Raw genomic sequence first — 19930 nt, 5'->3', positions numbered from 1 at the left:
CGTTCAAAGTCCTAGAAAGTCATTTCAACCGATAGCGTAGCCGAACGGCCTGGCGCAACATAGCTGAAAGGCGAACCCGAGCGATAAATCGCGTCATAATAGCGCTTGTCGAACATATTGATGACATTGGCGCGCAACTGAATCTGATCGCTGAGCTGGAAACGCCCGACCGCATCAAATTTCCAATAGCCGGGAACCGATGCGCTGCCGGCACCCGATGTGCCGCCATATATACGGCTGCGATAATAAGCTTGCATCCCGAGCGAGAATTGATCGGTCAATGCATAGGTTGTCAGCAACGAGACATTATGTTCCGGAACGTTGGCAAAGCGGCTGTCGTCGAGGGCAGGGTCGGCGCTATTGTCGATTTTTGCATCGAGATAGCTGTAGCCGCCGAAGACTGCGAGCCGTGGCGTAATATTGCCATTCACTCCAACTTCGAATCCCTGACTGCGCAGTTTTCCAACCAGTTCGTAAACGCCGGGAGCGGTTTGTTCGCGCGCATTATCCTTGTCGATACGGAAAGCGGCGGCGGTAAGCAACAGATGGCCGTCCGCCACTTCCCATTTTGCGCCAATTTCATAGGCTTTGTTGCGTTCCGGTTCCAGCGTCTCGACGCCAACCAATCCGCCATAGGTGGGGCTGGTGGAGTCCAGTTGTTCGCCGCTCGGATTGGAGGATGTGGCAAAGCTGGCATAAATGCTGACGGCTTCGACCGGTTTATAAATCAGACTGGCCTGACCGTTGAAGAAGTCCACTTTCGAACTGGCTTCAAAGGCATTGCCCCGACTGACTCCACTGGCGGTGATGTCAAAATTTTCATAGCGGCCGCCCAAGAGCAGTTGCCATTGCGGACTGAACTTGATCGTATCGAGAAGGAAGAAGGAATAGGATTTTACTTTGGTCACCGACGGCGGCGAGCTTGTGTCCAGTGTTGCGGGAATATTGAACCCGAGGACCGGATCGGGATTGAACAGATCCCGGACAAAGCCACCCGGTGTGTCTATCCGGTCGCCATTTTCATTCTCGACCAACGCTGGAAAAGCATAGCGGAAATTGGTGATTTTTTCGTCCGAAAATTCACCGCCTGCAACCAGGACATGCTCGATGCCTCCGGTTTCAAACCGGCCTGTCACGCTGGTGATATTGGCAAAATATTCGGTCTCGGCGTTGCGCTGCGGCGCGCCCGTATTGACAACGATATCGCCGGGAGAAAATCCCGCCGCAAGATCGTCGGCATTTTCTGCCGGATCAGCCGATACCGTCCGCGGAGAGCGTGGAACGCTCACGACATAGCGGTTATATACTTTGCCATAGCGGTTCTGGCTTCGGAAAGTGACAGAGTCGCTTGGTGACCATTCCAGGGCTACAGTGCCAATATCTGCGCCGTTCTGCAGGAAGTCGCGGCCCACTGCGCCATAGAAATTATCGGCATCGACGGCATAAGGCTCCTGCGTTGCCGAGTCGAACGGATGGCCATAGTCTGACATGCCGTCCATGCGGAAAAGATAATAGTCGGCGTCAATTTTGACCGTGTCGGACAAGCGCCATTCCAGGCCTGCTGCCACGCCCCAACGTTCGGAATCGACATAGTCGCGGCCGGGCGTGTCGGCGGTATGGTAAAGGCCGTTCACGCGTACAGCCAGAGTTTCATTCAATTGGTAATTGGCGTCGACGGTCCCGCGGAACAGTTTTTCGGTGCCAACGGTGCCTTCGCCGATTACGAAATCATTGCCAAATTGCGGTCGCTTTGATTCCAGTCCAACGGACCCGCCGGTGGTGCCGCGGCCCATGAAGGCGCTTGACGGACCTTTGACAATTTCGATCTGCTCCACCGCAAATATCTCGCGGCTCGAGACGCCAGGATCGCGCATGCCGTCGATGTAAATATCGTTCCGTGCTTCGAAACCGCGAATGAAAATTCGATCCCCAAAGGCGTTGCCGCCTTCACCGGTACCCAGAGTTACACCCGGCGTGGTGCGGGCGATATCGCGGAATGAAGTCGCACCGACATCCTCGATTACTTCCTTGGGAATGACGGTCATAGATTTTGGCGTGTCGCGGACTTCTTCGGTGAATTTGCCATTTGCCGAGCGATCAACCTTGAAGGGTGCTTCAGGATCGGCATTGGGATTGGCATCCTCTGCGCGTTCACCGGTCACCACGATGGTTCGCTGATCAGCGCCAATATCATCACTCGCCATTGCCGCGGCCGAGGGGAATATGGCTGCGCTCATCATACCGGCGAGAAGCGGTCCGGAAGCAGAGGTAGGGCGGAGAGACGAGAATCGTTTTTTCATGAAGCACCTTCGGTTTTGGAGTGATAGGGCGCTATTGCGAATGATTATCATAGAGTCAATTGCAAATGAGAATCACTCGCAAATAAATATTAACTGAACCTGACGTGTGTTGTTCCGTTGCTGATTCCTCAAGTCGCTGCCAAAGGAGATGGATGTCAAAACTGATACTGTTCAACAAACCGTTCGGCGTGCTGCCGCAATTCACCGATCGCGGGAGCGAAACCAAGCGCTCGACCTTGTCGGACTTTATTGATCTGCCCGGCGTTTATCCGGCTGGCCGGTTAGACCGGGACAGCGAAGGATTGATGATGCTGACCGGTGATGGTAAATTGCAGGCACGGATTTCTGACCCCAAATATAAGATGCCCAAAGCCTATCTTGTGCAGGTTGAAGGCGAGGTCAGCGATGAAAGTCTCGCGATGCTGCAGCAAGGCGTGGAACTGAAAGATGGGTTAACGAGACCCGCCGAAGTCGAGCGGATTGACGATCCGGACCTTTGGCCGCGCGACCCTCCGATCCGGGTGCGCAAGAGTGTACCGGATTGTTGGCTCAAACTCACCATAAGCGAAGGCCGTAACCGGCAAGTTCGAAGAATGACGGCAGCGGTCGGTCATCCGACCTTGCGTCTCGTCCGCTGGAGTGTCGGTGACTGGTCGCTTGAAGGATTACAGCCCGGAGAGTGGCGGCACGCGGAATAATCCATTGGCGGCCAACTGGTTGTTCGATAGATTAAAGTCTATCCAGATAGGGGCAAGGTCATGAAAAAGTCGATCCGAATCATTCTGGGACTCTTGGTCCTGCTGGTTGTCGCCTTTTTGATTTTTCGTACACCGGATACCGACCGCACCGCGATGGTCGCCAAATATAGCAACGAGGCATCTCGTTTTATGGATGACGGCCATGGCGCCAAGATCCATTATCGTGACGAAGGCAATAAGGACGGACCGGCAATTCTCCTGATCCATGGATCCAATAGCTTGCTCCAGACTTGGGAGCCTCTGGTCGCCTTGCTCGGCGATAAATATCGTCTGATTTCTCTCGATCTCTATGGTCATGGCCTGACCGGACCCAATCCAACCGGCAACTATGATGCCGATACCAATATAGCGGCAGCAGTGCGGGTGCTGGATACGGTCGGCGTTGATAAAGCCTATTGGATCGGCAACAGCATGGGCGGCTGGCTGACATGGCGCGCGGGACTTTCGGTTCCGGAGCGCACCTCAGGGCTTGTTCTGATCGACGCGTCCGGCGCGCAGGTTAAGCAAAAGATACAGCCTTATCTTGGTGCGAGACTGGCGCGGTCATCGATAGGCAAAATACTGCTGCCGGAAATTACGCCCCGTTTTCTGGTCAAATCGTCGCTGGAGGAAAATTTTGCACAGCCCGAGCGGCTCACCGACGTTCAGGTTGATCGATATTGGGAATTGTTGCGCTTCCCAGGGAACCGCCAGGCGTCTGTGGATCGAGGGAAAACTCGGCGCGAACCGGAAAAATGGGCTGAAGTCAAAAACCTGAAAATGCCGGTGCTTTTGCTCTGGGGAGAGCAGGACAAGGTCATACCCATATCTCACGGCCGTGCCTTTGAAGCCGCGATTCCGGGTAGCACGCTGATCACTTATGCTGATGCAGGCCATCTTCCGATGGAGGAAACGCCGGAACAGGTCGCGCGTGATATTGATCGTTGGATTGAAGGTCTGACCGAAACTGGTATTGTGTCAAACTAGGTTAGAGGCCCGGATATTCGTCAATTATCCCAATAGGCATGCATTGGAAGATTGATGTCCGGCAGGCTCCAGTCGATCGGTGCCTGCCCATTCTGCTCGAGAAAAGCATTGGCCTTGCTGAAATGCTTGCATCCGAAAAAGCCGTGGTAGGCCGATAGCGGCGAAGGGTGAGGGGCTGCTAGCACCAGATGTCGGCCACCTTGCTCGACGCTCTGTACAAAGGCCGCCTTCTTCTGCGCATGGCTTCCCCATAATAGAAAGACGACAGGTTCCGGTTTCGCTGCAATCAGGCGAACGATCGCGTCGGTGAAATGCTCCCACCCCCTACCTCGATGGGAAGCGGCATGGGCCATTTCGACCGTCAGCACGCTGTTGAGCAACAGCACGCCCTGCCGTGCCCAATGTTCAAGAAAACCGTGGCCGGGGCGGTGTAGGCCAAGATCGCTTTCCAGCTCCTTGTAGATGTTGACCAACGACGGTGGTGGCCGGACGCCGGGCTGCACGCTGAAACATAGGCCATGGGCCTGATCCGCACCGTGATACGGATCCTGCCCCAATATGACGACCCGAACCTGATCGAGCGGGGTCAGGTTAAGCGCGCGGAAATACTGTTCACTCCTGGGGAATATCTGTTTGCCCGCTGCTTTCTCACCAGCAAGAAATTCCCGCAGATTGGCCATATACTCACTGGCAAATTCGCCAGCGAGAGGGTTCTTCCAGCTGCTGTCCAGTTTTATGTGGTCATCCATGGTTTACTGATAGCAAGGGGCCATGGATCGGCAAAGCACGATTAACCCTCCTTGCCAGTTACGCCGCAGGAGATTACCATCCTGTCCAAGCGCCATCAGAAAGCGCAATCGCAAAAGGAACCGCATCTTCCCATGACCGACAGCAATATTCCCGTTATCTCAGCCACCGGCCTGTTCACGCCGGACGACAGTATCAGCAACGAAGAACTGGTTGCCAGTTTCAACGCCTATGTTGATCTCACCAATAGTGCGAATGCCGAGGCTATTGCTGCTGGCGAGGCGGAAGAACTACCGCACAGTTCAGTGGAATTTATCGAGAAGGCATCGGGGATCAAGTCACGCTTTGTGCTTTCCAAGGATCCGATCCTCGATCCGCAAGTCATGTGTCCGCGCCTGCCGGAACGCCCAAACGAGGAAATCTCGATACTCGCCGAAATCGGTGTGAAAGCGGCACTACAGGCGCTGGAACGGGCAGGGCGAAAGCCGGAGGATGTTGATGCGGTGCTCTGCGCCTGCTCGAATCTGCAGCGGGCTTATCCAGCGATCGCGGTCGAAATTCAGGCGGCTTTGGGAATGGAGGACGGCTTTGGTTTCGATATGAATGTTGCCTGTTCCTCGGCAACATTCGGTATCCAGACCGCTGCCGACTATATCCGCTCGGGGAGCGCCAAATCGGTGCTGGTGATCAATCCGGAAGTCTGTTCCGGTCATCTCAACTGGCGCGACCGCGACAGTCATTTCATTTTTGGTGACGTGGCCACTGCCATCCTGATCGAGTCCAAGGATATTGCGCCGGCGCAACATTGGGAAATCGTCGGGACGAAACTCAAAACCCAGTTTTCCAATAATATCCGCAACAACTTCGGGTTCCTCAACCGCACCAGTCCGGAAAGCCGGGACGACAAGGATAAATTGTTCGTCCAGGAAGGGCGCAAGGTGTTCAAGGAAGTTGTGCCGATGGTCGCGAACATGATCAAGGAGCAGACCGAACGGCTCGGCATCGAAGCATCCGAACTACGGCGCCTCTGGCTGCATCAGGCTAATGCCGGGATGAATCGTCTTATCGCCCAGCGAGTGCTGGGCCACGAAGCCAGCGAGGATGAAAGCCCGACCGTGCTGGATACTTACGCAAATACATCATCAGCCGGTTCGATCATCGCCTTTCACAAGCATAGCGAGGATCTGGCAAGCGGCGATATGGGGCTGATCTGCTCGTTCGGCGCAGGCTATTCGGCTGGCACGGTTTTCGTACGTAAGGTCGCGTGACCAAGGAGATTTGAATTGACGATGACAGGCCAATGCCTCTGCGGTGCAGTGCGTTACAAAATAGAAGGCGAACTGCAGATGTGCGGCGTCTGTCATTGCAAAAATTGCCAGCGACAAGCGGGTAGTGCCTATTCCGTGCTTTTCGGCGTTGAAGACAATGATATAGAGATTAGTGGCGAGCTGACCACCTACGAAGATCACGGCGATAGCGGCAATGTCGTATACCGCCATTTTTGTGGAACATGCGGCTCGCCGGTGAAAACCTCGCTGCCGAGCCAGCCTGGCATGGCCTATATCAAGGCTGGAACGCTGGATGATACGAGCCTGGTCGATCCGCAAATCCACTTCTGGACCAGAAGCAAACAGCCGTGGGTGGAGATCGATCCCGATGTACTTCAAATGTCAGGAAAGCCTGGGTGATTATCACCGCTAGAATGTCAATTGTCACGACTTTCGGATCAAGTGGGAATGCACGGTATCGGGGGATAACATGTTCAGTCTAAGAGCGCGGTTTCTATTTTTCCTGGTCCGGATTTCGGGCCTGAAGGAACGGCTGCTCAGGCCTGGCAAGGATATGAAATTCGTCGCCCGTGATCATGCGCGCGGTCCCGCCGCTCCCGGTCGCTGGTTGCGCAAACATTGCGATATCGAGAAAACCGTGATCAACGGTCAGCCTTTATATCGGATTAGTCCGCGCAAAAATGGCACTTCGCAGCACATCTTCTATCTGCATGGCGGCGGCTATGCGTTTAACATTGTTTCTCTCCACTGGCATTTCATCAAGAAACTGATCAGGCGAACCGGAGCAAGCGTCACCGTCCCGATCTATCCGCTGGCGCCGGAAAATAAATGGGACATCAGCTATGCGATGGTGATGGAGGCGTTTGAGCAGGCCGTTTCTCGACATGGCGCGGAAAATATTGTGGTGATGGGTGACAGCGCCGGTGGCGGATTCTCACTTGGTCTGGCCCAGATGCTGCGCAATCAGGGCAAGGCCTTGCCCGGCAAGCTGGTCCTGCTAAGCCCCTATCTCGATCAGACCGCAGCCGATCCGATGCAAATGGAATTGGAAAAGACCGATATATTGATTTCTGTCGAGGGTATCCGCCGACTTGGTTCATGGTGGATGCGGGAAGGTGAGGACCCGGCGATGTTCCCGGCCAGTCCCCTGTTCGAGACGGTTGATCGGTTACCGCCAATGCTGGTGTTTGCGGGTACTGACGAAGTGCTGCTTGCCGACTCTCTGCGCCTCAAGAAAAAAGGCAATGACGACGGCGCAGAGATTGAACTGAAAATCTATGATCACATGCAGCATGTCTGGATGCTGCTGCCGATTCCGGAGGCGAAAAGAGCGCTGAACGAGATCGTGGATTTCCTGCTCGATCCGAAAGTCTAGCTTCAGCAATAGCCAATGGGCTTTGCTACAACCAGGCACGTCTGGTTTTTCTCTAGCCCTTCAGTTTACGACCGCGTTCGATGATGGCGAGGCGTCGGTTCTCGACCTCGTCCATCGAGACCCTGGCGTTATAGGGTACCGATATTTCGTGCTCATAGGCCATGCCGTCCTTAAGGTTGCGGTCAAAGCCGGTCATGATCAGATCCTTGTAAACTTTCAGAAAGTCGCGGTCGATGGTCGTCATGTCGCGTGCCAGAGCCGATGCGGCCGGCATCAGTTCATCCGGCTGATAGACGTGATTGACGAGGCCCCAATCGCAAGCGGTCTGAGCGTCGAGAAACTGTCCGGTGAAACTCAGCTCGCAAGCACGGGACAGGCCGATGAAGCGCGACAGTTTCTGCGACAGGCCCCAACCTGGCGTGATGCCGACCCGCGCGTGGGTGTCGGCGAAGCGTGCGTTGGTCGACGCGATCCGGATATCGCAAGCCAGCGCCAGTTCGAAACCGCCGGTGATAGCAACCCCGTTGATCGCGCCGATTACCGGTATCGGCATTTCGGTAAGAGCAAAAACCGGATTGCTACTCGCATCGCGATCATTGGCCGGACCGAGGCCGGATTCTCCCAGCTCCTTGAGATCAAGTCCAGCCGTGAAGGCGCGTTCACCCGAACCGGTAACGATCAGGGCGTGGACGCTGTTATCGTTTCTAACGTCCTGGCAGGCGGCACATAATTCCACGCGCAATGCCTTGGACAGCGCGTTCATCGCCTCCGGTCGGTTGAGGGTGATGGTGGCGACACCATCGGTTTTGTCCAGCAATACCAAGGTCATCAGTCGTCATCTCCCGCTTCATATTTTTCGGCGATTTGCGCCCCCATGGCGGCGGTCATCGTGAAGCATTGCTCGGGATCACTCTGGCGTAAATTGGCTATCGCCAGTTCGATGCCCTCGGCGATGATCAGTTCGGGCACATTGTTTGAAACCGCCTCGAGGATTTGCCGCGCGCATTCGGCTGGCTCCATGCCGTTGTCGATGACGGCGTCTGACTTGCCGCGACTTTCACCCTCTTTGTTCAGCGCATTGCGCGATACATTGGTGCGGATCGAACCGGGCAATATGTTGGTGACGCGGACATTGTGCAGTTTCTCCGTTTCAGCACGCAGAGCATCCATATAGCCGATCAGTCCGTGCTTGGCGGCGCAATAAGCGGTCCGCAGGGGCACGCCTACGCGACCGGCAACCGAGCTGATCCCGACGATATGCCCGCCGCCGGCCTCGATCATATATGGTAATAGCAATTGGGTAAGCCAGATCGGGGCGAGCAGGTCGACATCGATAATCTTGCTGTGCACATCGGGATGGGTGTCGAGCGCCAGACTGCGCTGGCTGATCCCGGCATTGTTGACCAGAATGTCGACCTTGCCTTTCCAGCTCCGCGCTTCCTCGACCTTTGCGGGCAGAGAGGCGTAATCGGTTGTTTCAAATGGCAGGATCAGCGTGTCGGTCGCGATATCAGCTGCCACCTGCTCCAGCGCATCGGTCCGGCGTCCGGAAAGGATTATGTGGGCGCCCGCTTCGGCAAAGGCCTTTGCAAGTGCCTCGCCAATTCCGGACGATGCCCCGGTGATCCAGACGGTTTTATCGGCAAATGTCATGAGAAGACTCCCTGTTCTATCGCTTTGGATTTCTTCCAGCCGACATAACATAATGCCAGCATGATGATATTGCCCACTGCGTCGAGTAGGCCAACGCTGGTGAATACCGGATCGTGGAAGGTGAAATAATAGTTGAAGGCGAAAGAGGGCAGCAGGGCGATTCCGTAGACCAGAAAGGTCAGCGAAGAGAAGCGCGAGAAGGCCGCGAACAGCCCTGATAACAAAGCCTGCGCGCCGAAACAGGCGATTGAGAAAGGGAGCAGGCGCCCACCATCGCGATATTCCGCGAGGAACACCGTATCAATTACATGTTGTGGGAAGAAAGTTGCCCACCCGCCAAGCAGGAAGAACACCAGCGCAATGAAAAACTGAATGCGCTTCGGTGTCATGGGCTATTCCTGCGGTTTAAGCGTTTTTGCTCAACTTCGGTGCATCATCACCAAGGTCTTCAAACCAGGCTTCAACCTCGCCGTTGAGCTTGATCAGCAGGGGATTGCCCTTGCGATCCATGGTCTTGCCAACCTGAACTTTTACCCAGCCTTCGGAGACCGAATATTCTTCGATATTATGCTTGCGGACTCCGCGAAAATTGATGCCGATGCCACGCTCGAGCAACTCACCGCCAAAATGCGGGCTGCGCGGGTTGATCGCGAGATGGTCGGGTGGTGTATCGTCGCCGGATGCCGCGCTATCGGCCTGGTCGGGTTGTTGGTCTTCGGTCATGATTGATACTCGTTTTCTGATGTTGAGAGCGCTTTGCCATAACCATCGCAAAAATCAAACAGATGTTGTCTGATCAGCTAAGCCGCAATGCTGTCTACCGGAAAACTTCGCTGATATTTTCATTCATTTTGGGATCTTTGCCATAGCGGTTGTCACCCTTTTTGTCTTCCATGCACATGAAGACCAAAATTACGATGCCAGGCAGAGTGAAAATGAGGGTCCCGATATATAAAAGAACCCCCACAACGCCGGCGATATCCTGATCATGAAAGCGCCTGACCACGACTGCGGCGCTCGGGACGAGCATGACAAGCCAGAAGACCGCCCAAATCCCCAATATCAAGATGAAGGGTGCAACGCTGCTCCAGGATTCATCGAAAGTACTGGGCTCGCCAGGTCCAGAGATTACGATCACGAACACGAGGGTGAAAAGTGCTGTCTGGACGAGAAGCTGGAATAGAAAAAACATCCAGAATTCTTTGCGCCGGGAGCGCCCGCTGAAATCGAAGTAGCGCTTCAGCGGCAAGAACATCCATTCCATAATTCTTCCCTTCTTCAGCCGCGACAGTTCCAAGCAAAGGACGTAACCCATTGAATCACCTCCGTCTAGCGCGGCGATTCTTCACGCTCATGCGGACTTTGAGAGCAATCGGATAAGAGGATATTTGCTAGGTCCTGAAACCCGGTCACAGGAAGATGCATTGCTGGATCAGAGTCCGGTCAAATAAATGTCTGAAGTTAGGGTCGGTGAAATCTGAAGAACTGTGGTTTGCAAATCACGTTGCCGCTTTCTTTGTCGAGCGACGGAACCAAACTCGCTGCCATGCGCTTGGTGGGTCTCTTAATTGTTAGAGTAAAAGAGGAGTTTATTATGTCCCCCACAAAACGCGCGCTTAGCGCGATGACTATGCTGACAGCGATCGTCGCTGTTCCTGCGCAGGCACAGGAAATTGAGAACAAGGAATTCGACGGCTTTTATGTTGGCGGATCATTTGGTTTGGGTGCGCAATCCAATGACAGAAACGAAGGTGTGATATTTGACACCGATCGTGACGGCACGTTCAACAATAGCGTTCGGACGGTGTCAGGCGCAGATGCGTTTTCACCTGGGTTCTGTAACGGTGCTGCCAATGGCAACGCGCCTACCACTGGATGCCGCAACGACAAGGATGATATGGATTATTACATCCGCGCCGGAGCGGACAAGCAATATGGCAATTTCGTCGTCGGTTTCATGGTCGATGCCGGTCGCAGTGAATCTACCGACAGTGTGACTGCGTTCAGCACAACGCCAGCATCCTACACGTTCACTCGCCAGCTTGACTATGCACTCGGCGCTCGTGGCCGGGTCGGTTATACTCCCGGTGGCGTGCTGTTTTACGCAACCGGCGGTGTCTCCTATGCCAAAATCGACAATAGTTTCACCACTACCAACGGTGCCAACAGTTTCACCGATAACGGTAAAACCGATAGCTTCGGCTGGACTGCAGGCGGCGGTGCAGAAGCCAAGGTGACCAACAACATCACCATGGGTCTCGAATATCTGTACACCCAATATACTGACGACGATTATGTAGTGAACGTCGGACCGGGAACTGCCGGTGCAACAAACCCGTTTCTGCTGGTATCCGGTGGAACGGACATGAAGCGAAGCGATCCCAACTTTGATCAGCACAGCATCCGGTTGACTGCGGCACTCCGCTTCTGATCGCTGCGTTAAATGGAAAAGAAAAAGGCGGCCTCATCGGCCGCCTTTTTTTTAACTGCTGCTGTTTTAAGCTGCCGCTGCCTGACGCGAGGCTTTTTTCCGATCGTTTGGATCGAGATAGCGCTTGCGCAGACGGATGTTCTTCGGCGTGACCTCGACCAGCTCGTCATTGTCGATATAGGCGATTGCCTGTTCGAGCGTCATGACTTTCGGTGTGGTCAGGCGAATGGCGTCTTCCTTGCCCGAAACGCGGAAGTTGGTCAGCGCCTTGGATTTCATCGGATTGACATCGAGATCGCCCGGCTTCGCATTTTCGCCGATGATCATGCCTTCGTAAACCGGCGTTTGCGCGCCGATGAACAGAACGCCGCGTTCTTCCAGCATATTCAAGGCATAAGCGGCTGTGTTGCCAGTACCATTGGATACGAGAACACCAACCGGACGACCTTCAATAACGCCTTTATAATCGCCATATTTCTCGAACAGACGGTTCATCAGGCCGGTACCGCGCGTGTCGGACAGAAATTCACCATGATAGCCGATCAGTCCGCGCGAAGGTGCGGAGAAGGTCAAGCGGGTCTTGCCGGCGCCCGAAGGACGTTGCTCGGTCAATTCCGCTTTGCGGCGCTGCATTTTGGAAACAACGGTGCTGGCATATTCGTCATCAACGTCGATAACGACGGTTTCATAAGGTTCCTGGCGCTTGCCGTTTTCTTCGCGGTAAAGAACGCGGGGACGGGAAATGCCAAGTTCAAAGCCTTCGCGGCGCATCGTTTCGATGAGCACGCCCAGTTGCAATTCGCCACGGCCTGCAACCTCAAAGCTGTCCTTGTCGTCGCTTTCGGTCACTTTGATCGCAACGTTGGATTCTGCTTCGCGTGCCAGACGATCGCGGATCACACGGCTGGTGACCTTGTCGCCTTCACGACCGGCAACCGGGCTGTCGTTTACGGCAAAGCGCATCGAAAGCGTCGGTGGGTCAATCGGTTGTGCAGCGATAGGCTCGGTAACAGAAATATCGCAGATGGTGTTGGAAACGGTCGCCTTTGTCAGGCCTGCCAGCGAGATGATGTCACCCGCCTTGGCGCTTTCCACGGGAACGCGTTCCAGGCCATTGAAGGCCATGATCTTGGTGGCGCGACCGGTTTCTACAACCTTGCCGTCCATATCGATCGCGTGGATCGGCATATTGATGTCGATTTTCCCGCTTTCAACCTTGCCGGTCAAAATGCGGCCAACGAAATTGTCGCGGTCGAGCAAGGTGACAAGAAATTTGAATTCAGCGTCCGGATCGACGTCTGGCTCAGGAACATGTTCGATAATCTTGTCGAAAAGACAGGACAGGTCACCCTCGCGCACGTCAAGCGTTTCGCCGGCATAGCCGTTACGACCACTGGCATAGAGAGTCGGGAAATCGAGCTGCTCGTCATTGGCGTCGAGATTGACGAACAGGTCGAACACTTCGTCGAGGACTTCTTCGGCACGACCGTCGGGACGGTCAATCTTGTTGACGACGACGATTGGCTTCAGGCCAAGAGCCAGCGCCTTGCCGGTCACGAATTTTGTCTGCGGCATTGCGCCTTCGGCGCTGTCGACCAGCAGGATAACACCATCAACCATCGACAGGATGCGTTCCACTTCGCCACCAAAGTCGGCATGGCCTGGGGTATCAACAATATTGATCCGCGTGCCCTTCCATTCGACGCTGGTGCATTTTGCGAGAATCGTGATGCCGCGTTCTTTTTCAAGATCGTTGGAATCCATTGCCCGTTCTTCGACTCGTTCGTTGTCGCGGAAAGTGCCGGATTGGCGGAAAAGCTGGTCAACCAGAGTTGTTTTGCCGTGATCAACGTGCGCAATGATTGCGATATTGCGAAGGGACATATATAGATTCTACCGTATGATTGAGGAAGGGGCGGCCATAAGCACAGCCCCGCTATCGTCGCGCCCTTAGCCTGTTTGGTGCTGCACCGCAACATTAGAAAGCTTGCTAAATCATTCTTAGCGATCCATTCGGCGCTAACACCATGCAAACCCTTCGTCTCATCCTTACCGATAAATTCATCTGGCTGCTCAGCGGAGCGGTGCTGCTGGCGACTCTGCTACCGGTGCAGGGTCAGGCCAAGGACATCGCGGGCATTTTGTTCAATGCAGGTATTTTTGCGGTATTTCTGCTCCACGGGATCCGTTTGGAGCGGCATGAAGTGAAATCCGGACTCGGCAATATCCGGCTGCAAGGGACGATATTCGTCTGGGTATTTGGCGTGATGCTGGTGATAGGTCTGTTGCTGTCGAGGGGGCTTGATCAGATTCTCCCTGCCGATGTTGCTCTGGGCTTTCTGTTTTTAGGTGTGCTACCCTCAACAGTCCAGTCGGCAACCAGCTATTGCGCCATTGCGAAAGGCAATGTTGCTGCGTCAGTTGTTGCCAGCGCATTCATAAATCTTGTTGGCGTATTTTTGTCGCCGCTGTTGTTTGCATTGCTTGCCAGTGCGGCGGGCGTCGACATCACTACCGAAACCATCGTCAAGCTAGCGGCAATATTGGTGCTGCCGTTTGTTCTCGGACAGACCTTCCAGAAATGGCTGCGGCCATGGGTGATGCAGCACAAGGACCTGACTGGCTGGATCGATCGCGGTGCGATTGCGCTGGCGGTCTATGTGTCCTTTTCCGCAGCGATTATTGCCGGGATGTGGGGCCGGGTGAGCGGTGCTGAATTTGTCTGGTTGGCTGTTGCGCTGTTGTTTTGGCTGGGGCTGGCTTTTGGCGGTACCTGGTTGCTAGGTGGATTGATGGGTTTTGTGCGGGCTGACCGCAAGACGTTGTTGTTTTCCGGCGCGCAGAAGAGCGTTGCGATTGGTGCTCCACTCGCCGCCATTATCTTTGCGCCAGAGCGCGCAGGCTTGGTGATATTGCCGCTGATTTTCTATCATCTGGCGCAATTGTTCCTGTCGGCACCGGTTGCGGTGCGACTGGCCGGAAATGAGGAGTAACGAGCCTTCATCCGTTCGTCCTGAGCTTGTCGAAGGACATCTCGAGACAATAAGCGCACTTCGACAAACTTAGCTCGAACGGTAAAATTTAAAGTTCTCTCAGCGCTCTGGCCGGTTTAGCTGACAATACCGGGATGGAGCCCAGCAAGCCGATCCCCAGCGTCGCAACCGCACCGATGCCGAGCGTCAGCAAGACAATGCCCCAATCGGGCTGCCAGGTGAACTCGAAGATCTGGGTGATCACGAACCAGCCTGCGAACAGGCCCAGCCCCAAAGCCACAGCCGACAACAGAAACGCCAATAGTGCATATTCAATCGCCTGAACCGTCAATATCTGGGCCCGCGTGGCTCCGAGCAGTTTCAGGATCACGCTGTCATAGACCCGGGCCTGACGCGACGCGGCGATCGCACCGATTAGAACCGCGATGCCGGAGAATATCGCGATCGAGGCAGCAGCGGCAATCGCGGTGGCCATCTGGTCGAGAATGTCGCCGATCTGGGACGCGATTTCCTTGACCTTGACCATCGAGATGGACGGGAATTCTTGCGGCAAGATGGAGAGCAGACTGTCTTCCTTGGCAGTTTCCAGCTGGATGGTGGCAGCGACATTATGCGGTACATCGGCCAGGACGCTGGGCGGGAATACCAATACATAGTTGAAGCCGAAATTGCGCCAGTTGACCTTGCGGAACGAGGCAACCTTGGCCGGTATTTCGACGCCGAGCAGGCTGACGGTCAGACTGTCGCCGATCTTCAAACCCATGGCCGCGCCTTGTTCTTCGTCCACTGAAACGAGAGGCGGGCCGTCATAATCGGCTGGCCACCATTCGCCATCGACTATCTCGCTGCCTTCGGGAATTGTCGCGCTATAGGTAAGGCCGCGGTCGCCGCGGAGCACCCATGCGCCTTCGGGGAGGGTTTCCAGTTCGGACACCCGCTGACCGCGAAATTCGGTGATTGTGCCGCGCAGAGTCGGCACGATATTCACTTCTGCGGCTTTGGAAGTCTCTGCAACCTTCGAGCGGAACTCGTCGGCGCGTTCGACCGGGATATCGAGCACGAAGAAGCTCGGCGCATCTCGGGGAACGGTGGAGCGTATTTCATTGGTCAGGCTGGTCTGGATAGCGGCTAGGGTCGCGAACAGAGTCAGGCCGAGACCCAGCGCCACTACCAGTTGTCCGGTCTGTGCGCCGGGACGATGGAGGCTGGTCAGGGCAAGCCGTAACAATGGTTGCTTCGGGCGCGGCGCCTTGCTGGCCAACCAGCGAATGAGCGCGCCCAGGGAGGTCAGCAGCAGCAATATCGCTGCCGCAGCGCCGATGAACGAGGCGGAGAATAAAGGTTCGTTTGCAGTGCCGAGGGCAAGAGCCAATATCGCAGCGATTGCCAGGCCGACGCCGATCCAGCTTTGCCGGTCAATCTGACGCCAGGATCGGCCCTCGCCGCGGATAATGCCTGCGGCCGGGATCGTTTTAGCTCGCGACAGCGGGGGCAAGGCAAAGATCACTGCGATCAACAATCCATATAGCGCACTAACCGCAAGCGGCAGAGGATAGATTGCGAACTCCGGTTTGATCGGAAGGACATCGCCTGCGATCTGGATGATTGCCAGCGGAGCCAGTGCGCCAATCACGAGACCCAGAGCAATCGCGCCTATGGCCACCGTCATGATCTGGAACAAATAGATGCGGAAAATCATCGCGCTGTCTGCGCCGAGTATCTTGAGCGTCGCAATCGCGCCCTGTTTGCCGCGCAAATAAGAGGCGACACCATTACCGACCCCGATGCCGGCTATGACCAACGAGGCGAGACCGACCAGGGTCAGAAATTGCCCCATGCGTTCGATGAAGCGTCGCGTACTGGGCGCTCCGTCGTCGCGCGTCTTGATTTCCCACGATGCATTGGGAAATTGTTCGACCAGTGTTTCGCCGATATCCTGAGGTAATACTGTAGCAGGAAGTTTGAGGCGATATTTGCTCTCGAACAGGCTGCCCGGCTGGATCAGTTTTGTCGCGCGCAAGCCCTCGAGCGATGTGATCGCCACGGGACCCAGCGATAGGCCTTCGCTGAGCCGGTCCGGTTCTTCGGCAATAACGCCGGATATGGTAAAGCTGGCTTCGCCAAAGTAAATTTTGCCGCCGGTTTCCAGCGAAAGGCGCTGCATCAGGGCAGGGGTAACGTAGATTGCCTGTGGCCCGGGAGCAGTTGCGGTTTTGCCATTTTCAAGTGTAAATTTGCCGTACAAGGGATAGGATGCGTCGACGCCTTTGAGTTCTACCAGTTGCGTGTCGCTGCCATCGGGCAACCGCGCCATCGCCTGCATCCGGATTGTCTCGGACAATGTGCCCGCTTGATTGAGAGCAATGAGCTCCGCGCTGGTCGCTTCGCGTTGGGCAATCGCAATTTCGAGATCGCCGCCCAATATGGCTTGGCCTCGATTGGCCAGTTCTTCGGTGATCGCGTTGGTCAGGCTGCCGATTGCAGCGAGGGTTGCGACGCCAAGAAACAGGCAGACGATCAGTAGCCTGAGCCCGACAAATCGTCCGCGAAGGTCGCGGCGGGCAATCGTCCAGGCTTTGCCCAGTTCAGCGCTCACGCGGCGCTGTCCCGTTCGATCAAGCCATCGCGCAATTCGATGATCCGGTCGCAGCGTTTGGCCAGTTCGGGATCATGGGTAATGATCAATAGGGTCGCCGCAGTCGCTTTCTGGCGATCAAAGAGGAGCGTGATTATTTTTTCACCGGTTGTGCCGTCGAGGTTGCCGGTCGGTTCGTCGGCGAAAATGATAGTCGGTCGAGATGCCATGGCGCGGGCAATGGCCACGCGCTGCTGTTCGCCGCCGGAAAGCTGAGTCGGATAATGGCCGAGCCGGTCACCAAGGCCGACAGCGGTCAGCTCCTTTGCCGCAATATCAAAAGGATTTGGCTGGCCATCCAGTTCGAGCGGAACCGCGACATTTTCCAGCGCGGTCATTGTTGGTAGAAGATGGAAGGCTTGCAGAACGATGCCGACCCGGCCGCGCCGTGCGACCGCCAGCTGGTCCTCGTTCATCGTGCCAAAGTCGGCACCGGCAATGTTCACCGAGCCGCCGGTCGCCCGTTCGAGACCGGACAGGATCGCCATTAGTGATGATTTTCCCGAACCCGATGGTCCGAGCAGTGCAACGGTCTTGCCCTCTTCGATCGCAAGATCAATGCCGCGCAAAATATCGACCCGGGCATCGCCTTCCCCCAAAGACAGGGTGACATTCCGGGCTGCAATCGCGATATGGGGTTCAACTATGGCGGCGTCGCTCGATGCGGCGTTTTTCTGGATCATGGGGGTAAGGATATCCGATGTTGAAGAATTTTTTCTTATATGGGTTCACACTGGCATTTCTGCAACTTTTGATCGCTTGTGGTCCTGCGCCGGAAGACGAGCAAGCTGTTCTCAAGGACGTAGAAACGGCCGCAACGGAAACCGACGACAATCAAATTGCGGAAGCCAAAGAGGCCGAAATCCTGATCGTCGCTTTTGGCGATAGTCTCTACGCCGGCTATGGTCTGGACCAGAAGGAGGGCTTTGCGCCTGAATTGCAGGCAGCCCTGATTGCAGCGGGCCAGGACGTTCGGGTTCACAATGCCGGCGTGTCGGGCGACACCACGGCTGCGGGGTTGCGGAGGATGGACTACGTTCTGGACAGCCTGTCGCGCAAGCCGGATCTGGTGATCCTGGGGCTGGGCGGCAATGATCTGCTGCGCGGGCTGAAACCGGCAGATAGCCGCGCAAACATGGACGCGATGGTCAAAAAGCTCCAGGATCGCGGCATCCAGGTCATGCTTACCGGCATGCTGGCCCCGCCCAATCTGGGCGCGAAATTCAGTGATGAATTCAATATCATCTATCCGGCATTGGCGAAAAAATATGATGTCGCGCTTTATCCGTTCTTCATGGATGGCGTTGTCGGTCGTCCCGAATTATTCCTGCCCGACGGCCTGCATCCTACCGCAGAAGGCATTGATATCATCGTCGGCAAAATCGCGCCACAGGTGGCGGAATTGCTGGAAGGCTGAGCCTTGTTGGAAATTGGAAGATTTGGAAGCATGTTGCACAGTTCTACAAAAACTGTATTATTTTGCTAATACAGCAGTTGAAACGCTTGAAAAGCGGGGCATTTGCATCCATTTATAGAGAAAGCCCCGCACTGGTGCCGGGGCAGGGAGGCTGAACAGCATGGCGACCGAAACAATCACCGCGACCGACGACCTGAAACTGACCCCGCCAGATCCGGTGGTTGCCGTTGAGCCCGAAAAGGCCGGAGGCCTTGTGTCCATCGGCGACGAGGTAAAGACCAAGCTGGAAGAAAAAGTAGACTCTTTTATCGACGATTTGATCGCTCAGGATCAAAATAGTCCCGAATTTGGTAAAAAAGTCGACCAGATTACCAATATGGGCCGCAAGGAAATTGCCGAGGCGGCGGGCCAGTCGAATCGCTTTCTCGATCGCCCGATCCGGTCGATGGATGAAGAAAGCGGGATCGGTTCCGATCTCGCCGAACTACGCCGCACCGTGGAGGATCTCGATCCGGGCAAGCGCGGCAATTTGACCGCGAAACGGAAGATTTTCGGAATCATTCCCTTCGGCAACAAGATGCGCAACTATTTCGACGGCTATAAAAGCGCGCAAGGGCATATCGGTTCGATCCTTGACCGGCTCCGCTCCGGCAAGGACGAGCTTTTGATGGACAATGCGGCGATTGATGTCGAACGCAAGAATCTCTGGGCGGCGATGGGCCGGCTGGAGCAGATGATCCACGTTTCCAAGGTCATGGACCAAAGGCTCGAAGACAAGGCGGCCGAACTGGACGCGACCGATCCGGGCAAGGCCAAGGCAATCCGCGAAAGCGCGCTTTTCTATGTTCGTCAGCGGACTCAGGATCTGCTCACCCAGATGGCGGTGACCGTGCAAGGCTATCTCGCTCTCGATCTGGTTAAGCGCAACAATGTAGAGCTGGTCAAAGGTGTCGACCGGGCCAGCACAACAACGGTGGGCGCGCTGCGTACCGGAGTTACCGTGGCTCAGGCGCTGACCAACCAGAAACTGGTTCTCGACCAGATTACGGCGCTCAATACCACCACCGCAGGCGTGATCGACAGCACCAGCGAGATGCTGAAAAACCAGACCGGCCAGATTCACGAACAGGCTGCGTCGTCGACGATTCCGCTCGAAACCCTGCAACGGGCCTTCCAGAATGTCTATGACACGATGGACAATATCGACACGTTCAAGTTGAAAGCGCTGGAGAATATGAAGGCGACGGTAAATTCTCTCTCCGGCGAGATCGAAAAGTCGAAAGGCTATATTGCGCGGTCCGAAGGGCAGGCGAAGGCCCAGCTCGAAGCCCCGTCCGATAACCCTCTTTCGGCGCTGGAGGACTAG

General features: G+C 55.4%; 19 protein-coding genes. 9 read left to right on the top strand and 10 right to left on the bottom strand.

The annotated features are described in order from the left end of the window. Positions 1–11: 11 nt before the first annotated feature. Entirely contained in the window at positions 12–2300 is a 2289-nt protein-coding gene (locus V7680_RS03325) for a TonB-dependent receptor (protein WP_335651871.1), read from the bottom strand. A gap of 152 nt (positions 2301–2452) precedes the next feature. Here V7680_RS03325 and V7680_RS03320 point away from each other — a divergent pair, with 152 nt between their 5' ends. Together V7680_RS03320 and V7680_RS03315 are read left to right on the top strand one after the other, a co-directional pair. Next, positions 2453–2998: a pseudouridine synthase gene (locus V7680_RS03320; protein ID WP_335651870.1), complete on the top strand. Its 546-nt coding sequence runs from the start codon at positions 2453–2455 to the stop codon at positions 2996–2998. 60 nt (positions 2999–3058) lie between these two features. Next, the gene (locus tag V7680_RS03315; protein ID WP_335651869.1) at positions 3059–4024 is read left to right on the top strand and encodes an alpha/beta fold hydrolase; all 966 of its coding nucleotides are present in this window, start codon (positions 3059–3061) and stop codon (positions 4022–4024) included. 20 nt (positions 4025–4044) lie between these two features. Here the strand turns inward: V7680_RS03315 and ung are convergent, their stop codons facing one another. After that, positions 4045–4773: a uracil-DNA glycosylase gene (ung, locus tag V7680_RS03310; RefSeq protein ID WP_335651868.1), complete on the bottom strand. Its 729-nt coding sequence runs from the start codon at positions 4771–4773 to the stop codon at positions 4045–4047. A gap of 132 nt (positions 4774–4905) precedes the next feature. On the opposite strand from ung, the gene V7680_RS03305 reads away from it, so the two are divergent. From V7680_RS03305 to V7680_RS03295, 3 genes are all read left to right on the top strand, one after another. Further along, complete coding sequence (locus tag V7680_RS03305; protein WP_335651867.1) at positions 4906–6039, top strand: beta-ketoacyl-ACP synthase III; 1134 nt, start codon at positions 4906–4908, stop codon at positions 6037–6039. 21 nt (positions 6040–6060) lie between these two features. After that, positions 6061–6459 carry a GFA family protein gene (locus tag V7680_RS03300; protein ID WP_335651899.1) on the top strand — a complete coding sequence of 133 codons (399 nt, stop codon included), beginning with the start codon at positions 6061–6063 and terminating at the stop codon, positions 6457–6459. A gap of 70 nt (positions 6460–6529) precedes the next feature. Next, positions 6530–7435 (top strand): alpha/beta hydrolase, encoded by a 906-nt coding sequence (locus tag V7680_RS03295; RefSeq protein WP_335651866.1) that lies wholly within the window; start codon positions 6530–6532, stop codon positions 7433–7435. 52 nt (positions 7436–7487) lie between these two features. On the opposite strand, the gene V7680_RS03290 is transcribed toward V7680_RS03295, so the two are convergent. The 5 genes from V7680_RS03290 to V7680_RS03270 form a co-directional block, all read right to left on the bottom strand. Continuing rightward, positions 7488–8264, bottom strand: coding sequence for an enoyl-CoA hydratase (locus V7680_RS03290; protein ID WP_335651865.1), 777 nt, complete (start codon positions 8262–8264; stop codon positions 7488–7490). Further along, positions 8264–9088 carry an SDR family NAD(P)-dependent oxidoreductase gene (locus V7680_RS03285; RefSeq protein ID WP_335651864.1) on the bottom strand — a complete coding sequence of 275 codons (825 nt, stop codon included), beginning with the start codon at positions 9086–9088 and terminating at the stop codon, positions 8264–8266. Before V7680_RS03285 ends, V7680_RS03290 begins: the two co-directional genes overlap by 1 nt. Then, complete coding sequence (locus tag V7680_RS03280) at positions 9085–9477, bottom strand: hypothetical protein (protein ID WP_335651863.1); 393 nt, start codon at positions 9475–9477, stop codon at positions 9085–9087. Before V7680_RS03280 ends, V7680_RS03285 begins: the two co-directional genes overlap by 4 nt. Before the next feature lie 16 nt (positions 9478–9493). Next, the gene (locus V7680_RS03275; protein ID WP_335651862.1) at positions 9494–9811 is read right to left on the bottom strand and encodes a DUF3297 family protein; all 318 of its coding nucleotides are present in this window, start codon (positions 9809–9811) and stop codon (positions 9494–9496) included. 94 nt (positions 9812–9905) lie between these two features. Next, on the bottom strand, positions 9906–10352 hold the full coding sequence (locus V7680_RS03270) for a DUF805 domain-containing protein (protein ID WP_335651861.1): 447 nt from the start codon (positions 10350–10352) through the stop codon (positions 9906–9908). Between the two features lie 330 nt (positions 10353–10682). Between V7680_RS03270 and V7680_RS03265 the strand changes: the two genes are divergently transcribed. Then, positions 10683–11519 carry an outer membrane protein gene (locus tag V7680_RS03265; RefSeq protein ID WP_335651860.1) on the top strand — a complete coding sequence of 279 codons (837 nt, stop codon included), beginning with the start codon at positions 10683–10685 and terminating at the stop codon, positions 11517–11519. Positions 11520–11585: 66 nt separating this feature from the next. On the opposite strand, the gene typA is transcribed toward V7680_RS03265, so the two are convergent. Further along, positions 11586–13403 (bottom strand): translational GTPase TypA, encoded by a 1818-nt coding sequence (gene typA / locus V7680_RS03260; protein ID WP_335651859.1) that lies wholly within the window; start codon positions 13401–13403, stop codon positions 11586–11588. Between the two features lie 143 nt (positions 13404–13546). Between typA and V7680_RS03255 the strand changes: the two genes are divergently transcribed. Further along, positions 13547–14512 (top strand): bile acid:sodium symporter family protein, encoded by a 966-nt coding sequence (locus tag V7680_RS03255; protein ID WP_335651858.1) that lies wholly within the window; start codon positions 13547–13549, stop codon positions 14510–14512. 88 nt (positions 14513–14600) lie between these two features. On the opposite strand, the gene V7680_RS03250 is transcribed toward V7680_RS03255, so the two are convergent. Both V7680_RS03250 and V7680_RS03245 read right to left on the bottom strand, forming a co-directional pair. After that, on the bottom strand, positions 14601–17108 hold the full coding sequence (locus V7680_RS03250; RefSeq protein ID WP_335651857.1) for an ABC transporter permease: 2508 nt from the start codon (positions 17106–17108) through the stop codon (positions 14601–14603). Further along, complete coding sequence (locus tag V7680_RS03245; protein WP_335651856.1) at positions 17105–17830, bottom strand: ABC transporter ATP-binding protein; 726 nt, start codon at positions 17828–17830, stop codon at positions 17105–17107. Before V7680_RS03245 ends, V7680_RS03250 begins: the two co-directional genes overlap by 4 nt. 17 nt (positions 17831–17847) lie before the next feature. Here V7680_RS03245 and V7680_RS03240 point away from each other — a divergent pair, with 17 nt between their 5' ends. Together V7680_RS03240 and V7680_RS03235 are read left to right on the top strand one after the other, a co-directional pair. Continuing rightward, positions 17848–18564 (top strand): arylesterase, encoded by a 717-nt coding sequence (locus V7680_RS03240; RefSeq protein ID WP_335651855.1) that lies wholly within the window; start codon positions 17848–17850, stop codon positions 18562–18564. A 160-nt stretch (positions 18565–18724) separates the two neighbouring features. Continuing rightward, positions 18725–19930, top strand: a complete 1206-nt coding sequence (locus V7680_RS03235) for a toxic anion resistance protein (protein ID WP_335651854.1) — start codon at positions 18725–18727, stop codon at positions 19928–19930.

Origin of the sequence: Parasphingorhabdus sp. (genome assembly GCF_036963705.1) — a bacterium.
Lineage (GTDB): Bacteria > Pseudomonadota > Alphaproteobacteria > Sphingomonadales > Sphingomonadaceae > Parasphingorhabdus.
Note: the sequence above shows the minus strand (reverse complement) of the source record. Positions and strands in the feature narration are given on the sequence as shown.

Bases quoted from the DNA above. Each gene is read 5' to 3' on its own strand.
- V7680_RS03270 (WP_335651861.1), bottom strand. From the start codon at position 10,352: ATGGAATGGATGTTCTTGCCGCTGAAGCGCTACTTCGATTTCAGCGGG.
- typA (WP_335651859.1), bottom strand. From the start codon at position 13,403: ATGTCCCTTCGCAATATCGCAATCATTGCGCACGTTGATCACGGCAAA.
- ung (WP_335651868.1), bottom strand. From the start codon at position 4,773: ATGGATGACCACATAAAACTGGACAGCAGCTGGAAGAACCCTCTCGCT.
- V7680_RS03295 (WP_335651866.1), top strand. From the start codon at position 6,530: ATGTTCAGTCTAAGAGCGCGGTTTCTATTTTTCCTGGTCCGGATTTCG.
- V7680_RS03280 (WP_335651863.1), bottom strand. From the start codon at position 9,477: ATGACACCGAAGCGCATTCAGTTTTTCATTGCGCTGGTGTTCTTCCTG.
- V7680_RS03240 (WP_335651855.1), top strand. From the start codon at position 17,848: ATGTTGAAGAATTTTTTCTTATATGGGTTCACACTGGCATTTCTGCAA.
- V7680_RS03255 (WP_335651858.1), top strand. From the start codon at position 13,547: ATGCAAACCCTTCGTCTCATCCTTACCGATAAATTCATCTGGCTGCTC.
- V7680_RS03275 (WP_335651862.1), bottom strand. From the start codon at position 9,811: ATGACCGAAGACCAACAACCCGACCAGGCCGATAGCGCGGCATCCGGC.
- V7680_RS03315 (WP_335651869.1), top strand. From the start codon at position 3,059: ATGAAAAAGTCGATCCGAATCATTCTGGGACTCTTGGTCCTGCTGGTT.
- V7680_RS03245 (WP_335651856.1), bottom strand. From the start codon at position 17,830: ATGATCCAGAAAAACGCCGCATCGAGCGACGCCGCCATAGTTGAACCC.
- V7680_RS03265 (WP_335651860.1), top strand. From the start codon at position 10,683: ATGTCCCCCACAAAACGCGCGCTTAGCGCGATGACTATGCTGACAGCG.
- V7680_RS03285 (WP_335651864.1), bottom strand. From the start codon at position 9,088: ATGACATTTGCCGATAAAACCGTCTGGATCACCGGGGCATCGTCCGGA.
- V7680_RS03325 (WP_335651871.1), bottom strand. From the start codon at position 2,300: ATGAAAAAACGATTCTCGTCTCTCCGCCCTACCTCTGCTTCCGGACCG.
- V7680_RS03300 (WP_335651899.1), top strand. From the start codon at position 6,061: ATGACAGGCCAATGCCTCTGCGGTGCAGTGCGTTACAAAATAGAAGGC.
- V7680_RS03235 (WP_335651854.1), top strand. From the start codon at position 18,725: ATGGCGACCGAAACAATCACCGCGACCGACGACCTGAAACTGACCCCG.
- V7680_RS03320 (WP_335651870.1), top strand. From the start codon at position 2,453: ATGTCAAAACTGATACTGTTCAACAAACCGTTCGGCGTGCTGCCGCAA.
- V7680_RS03305 (WP_335651867.1), top strand. From the start codon at position 4,906: ATGACCGACAGCAATATTCCCGTTATCTCAGCCACCGGCCTGTTCACG.
- V7680_RS03290 (WP_335651865.1), bottom strand. From the start codon at position 8,264: ATGACCTTGGTATTGCTGGACAAAACCGATGGTGTCGCCACCATCACC.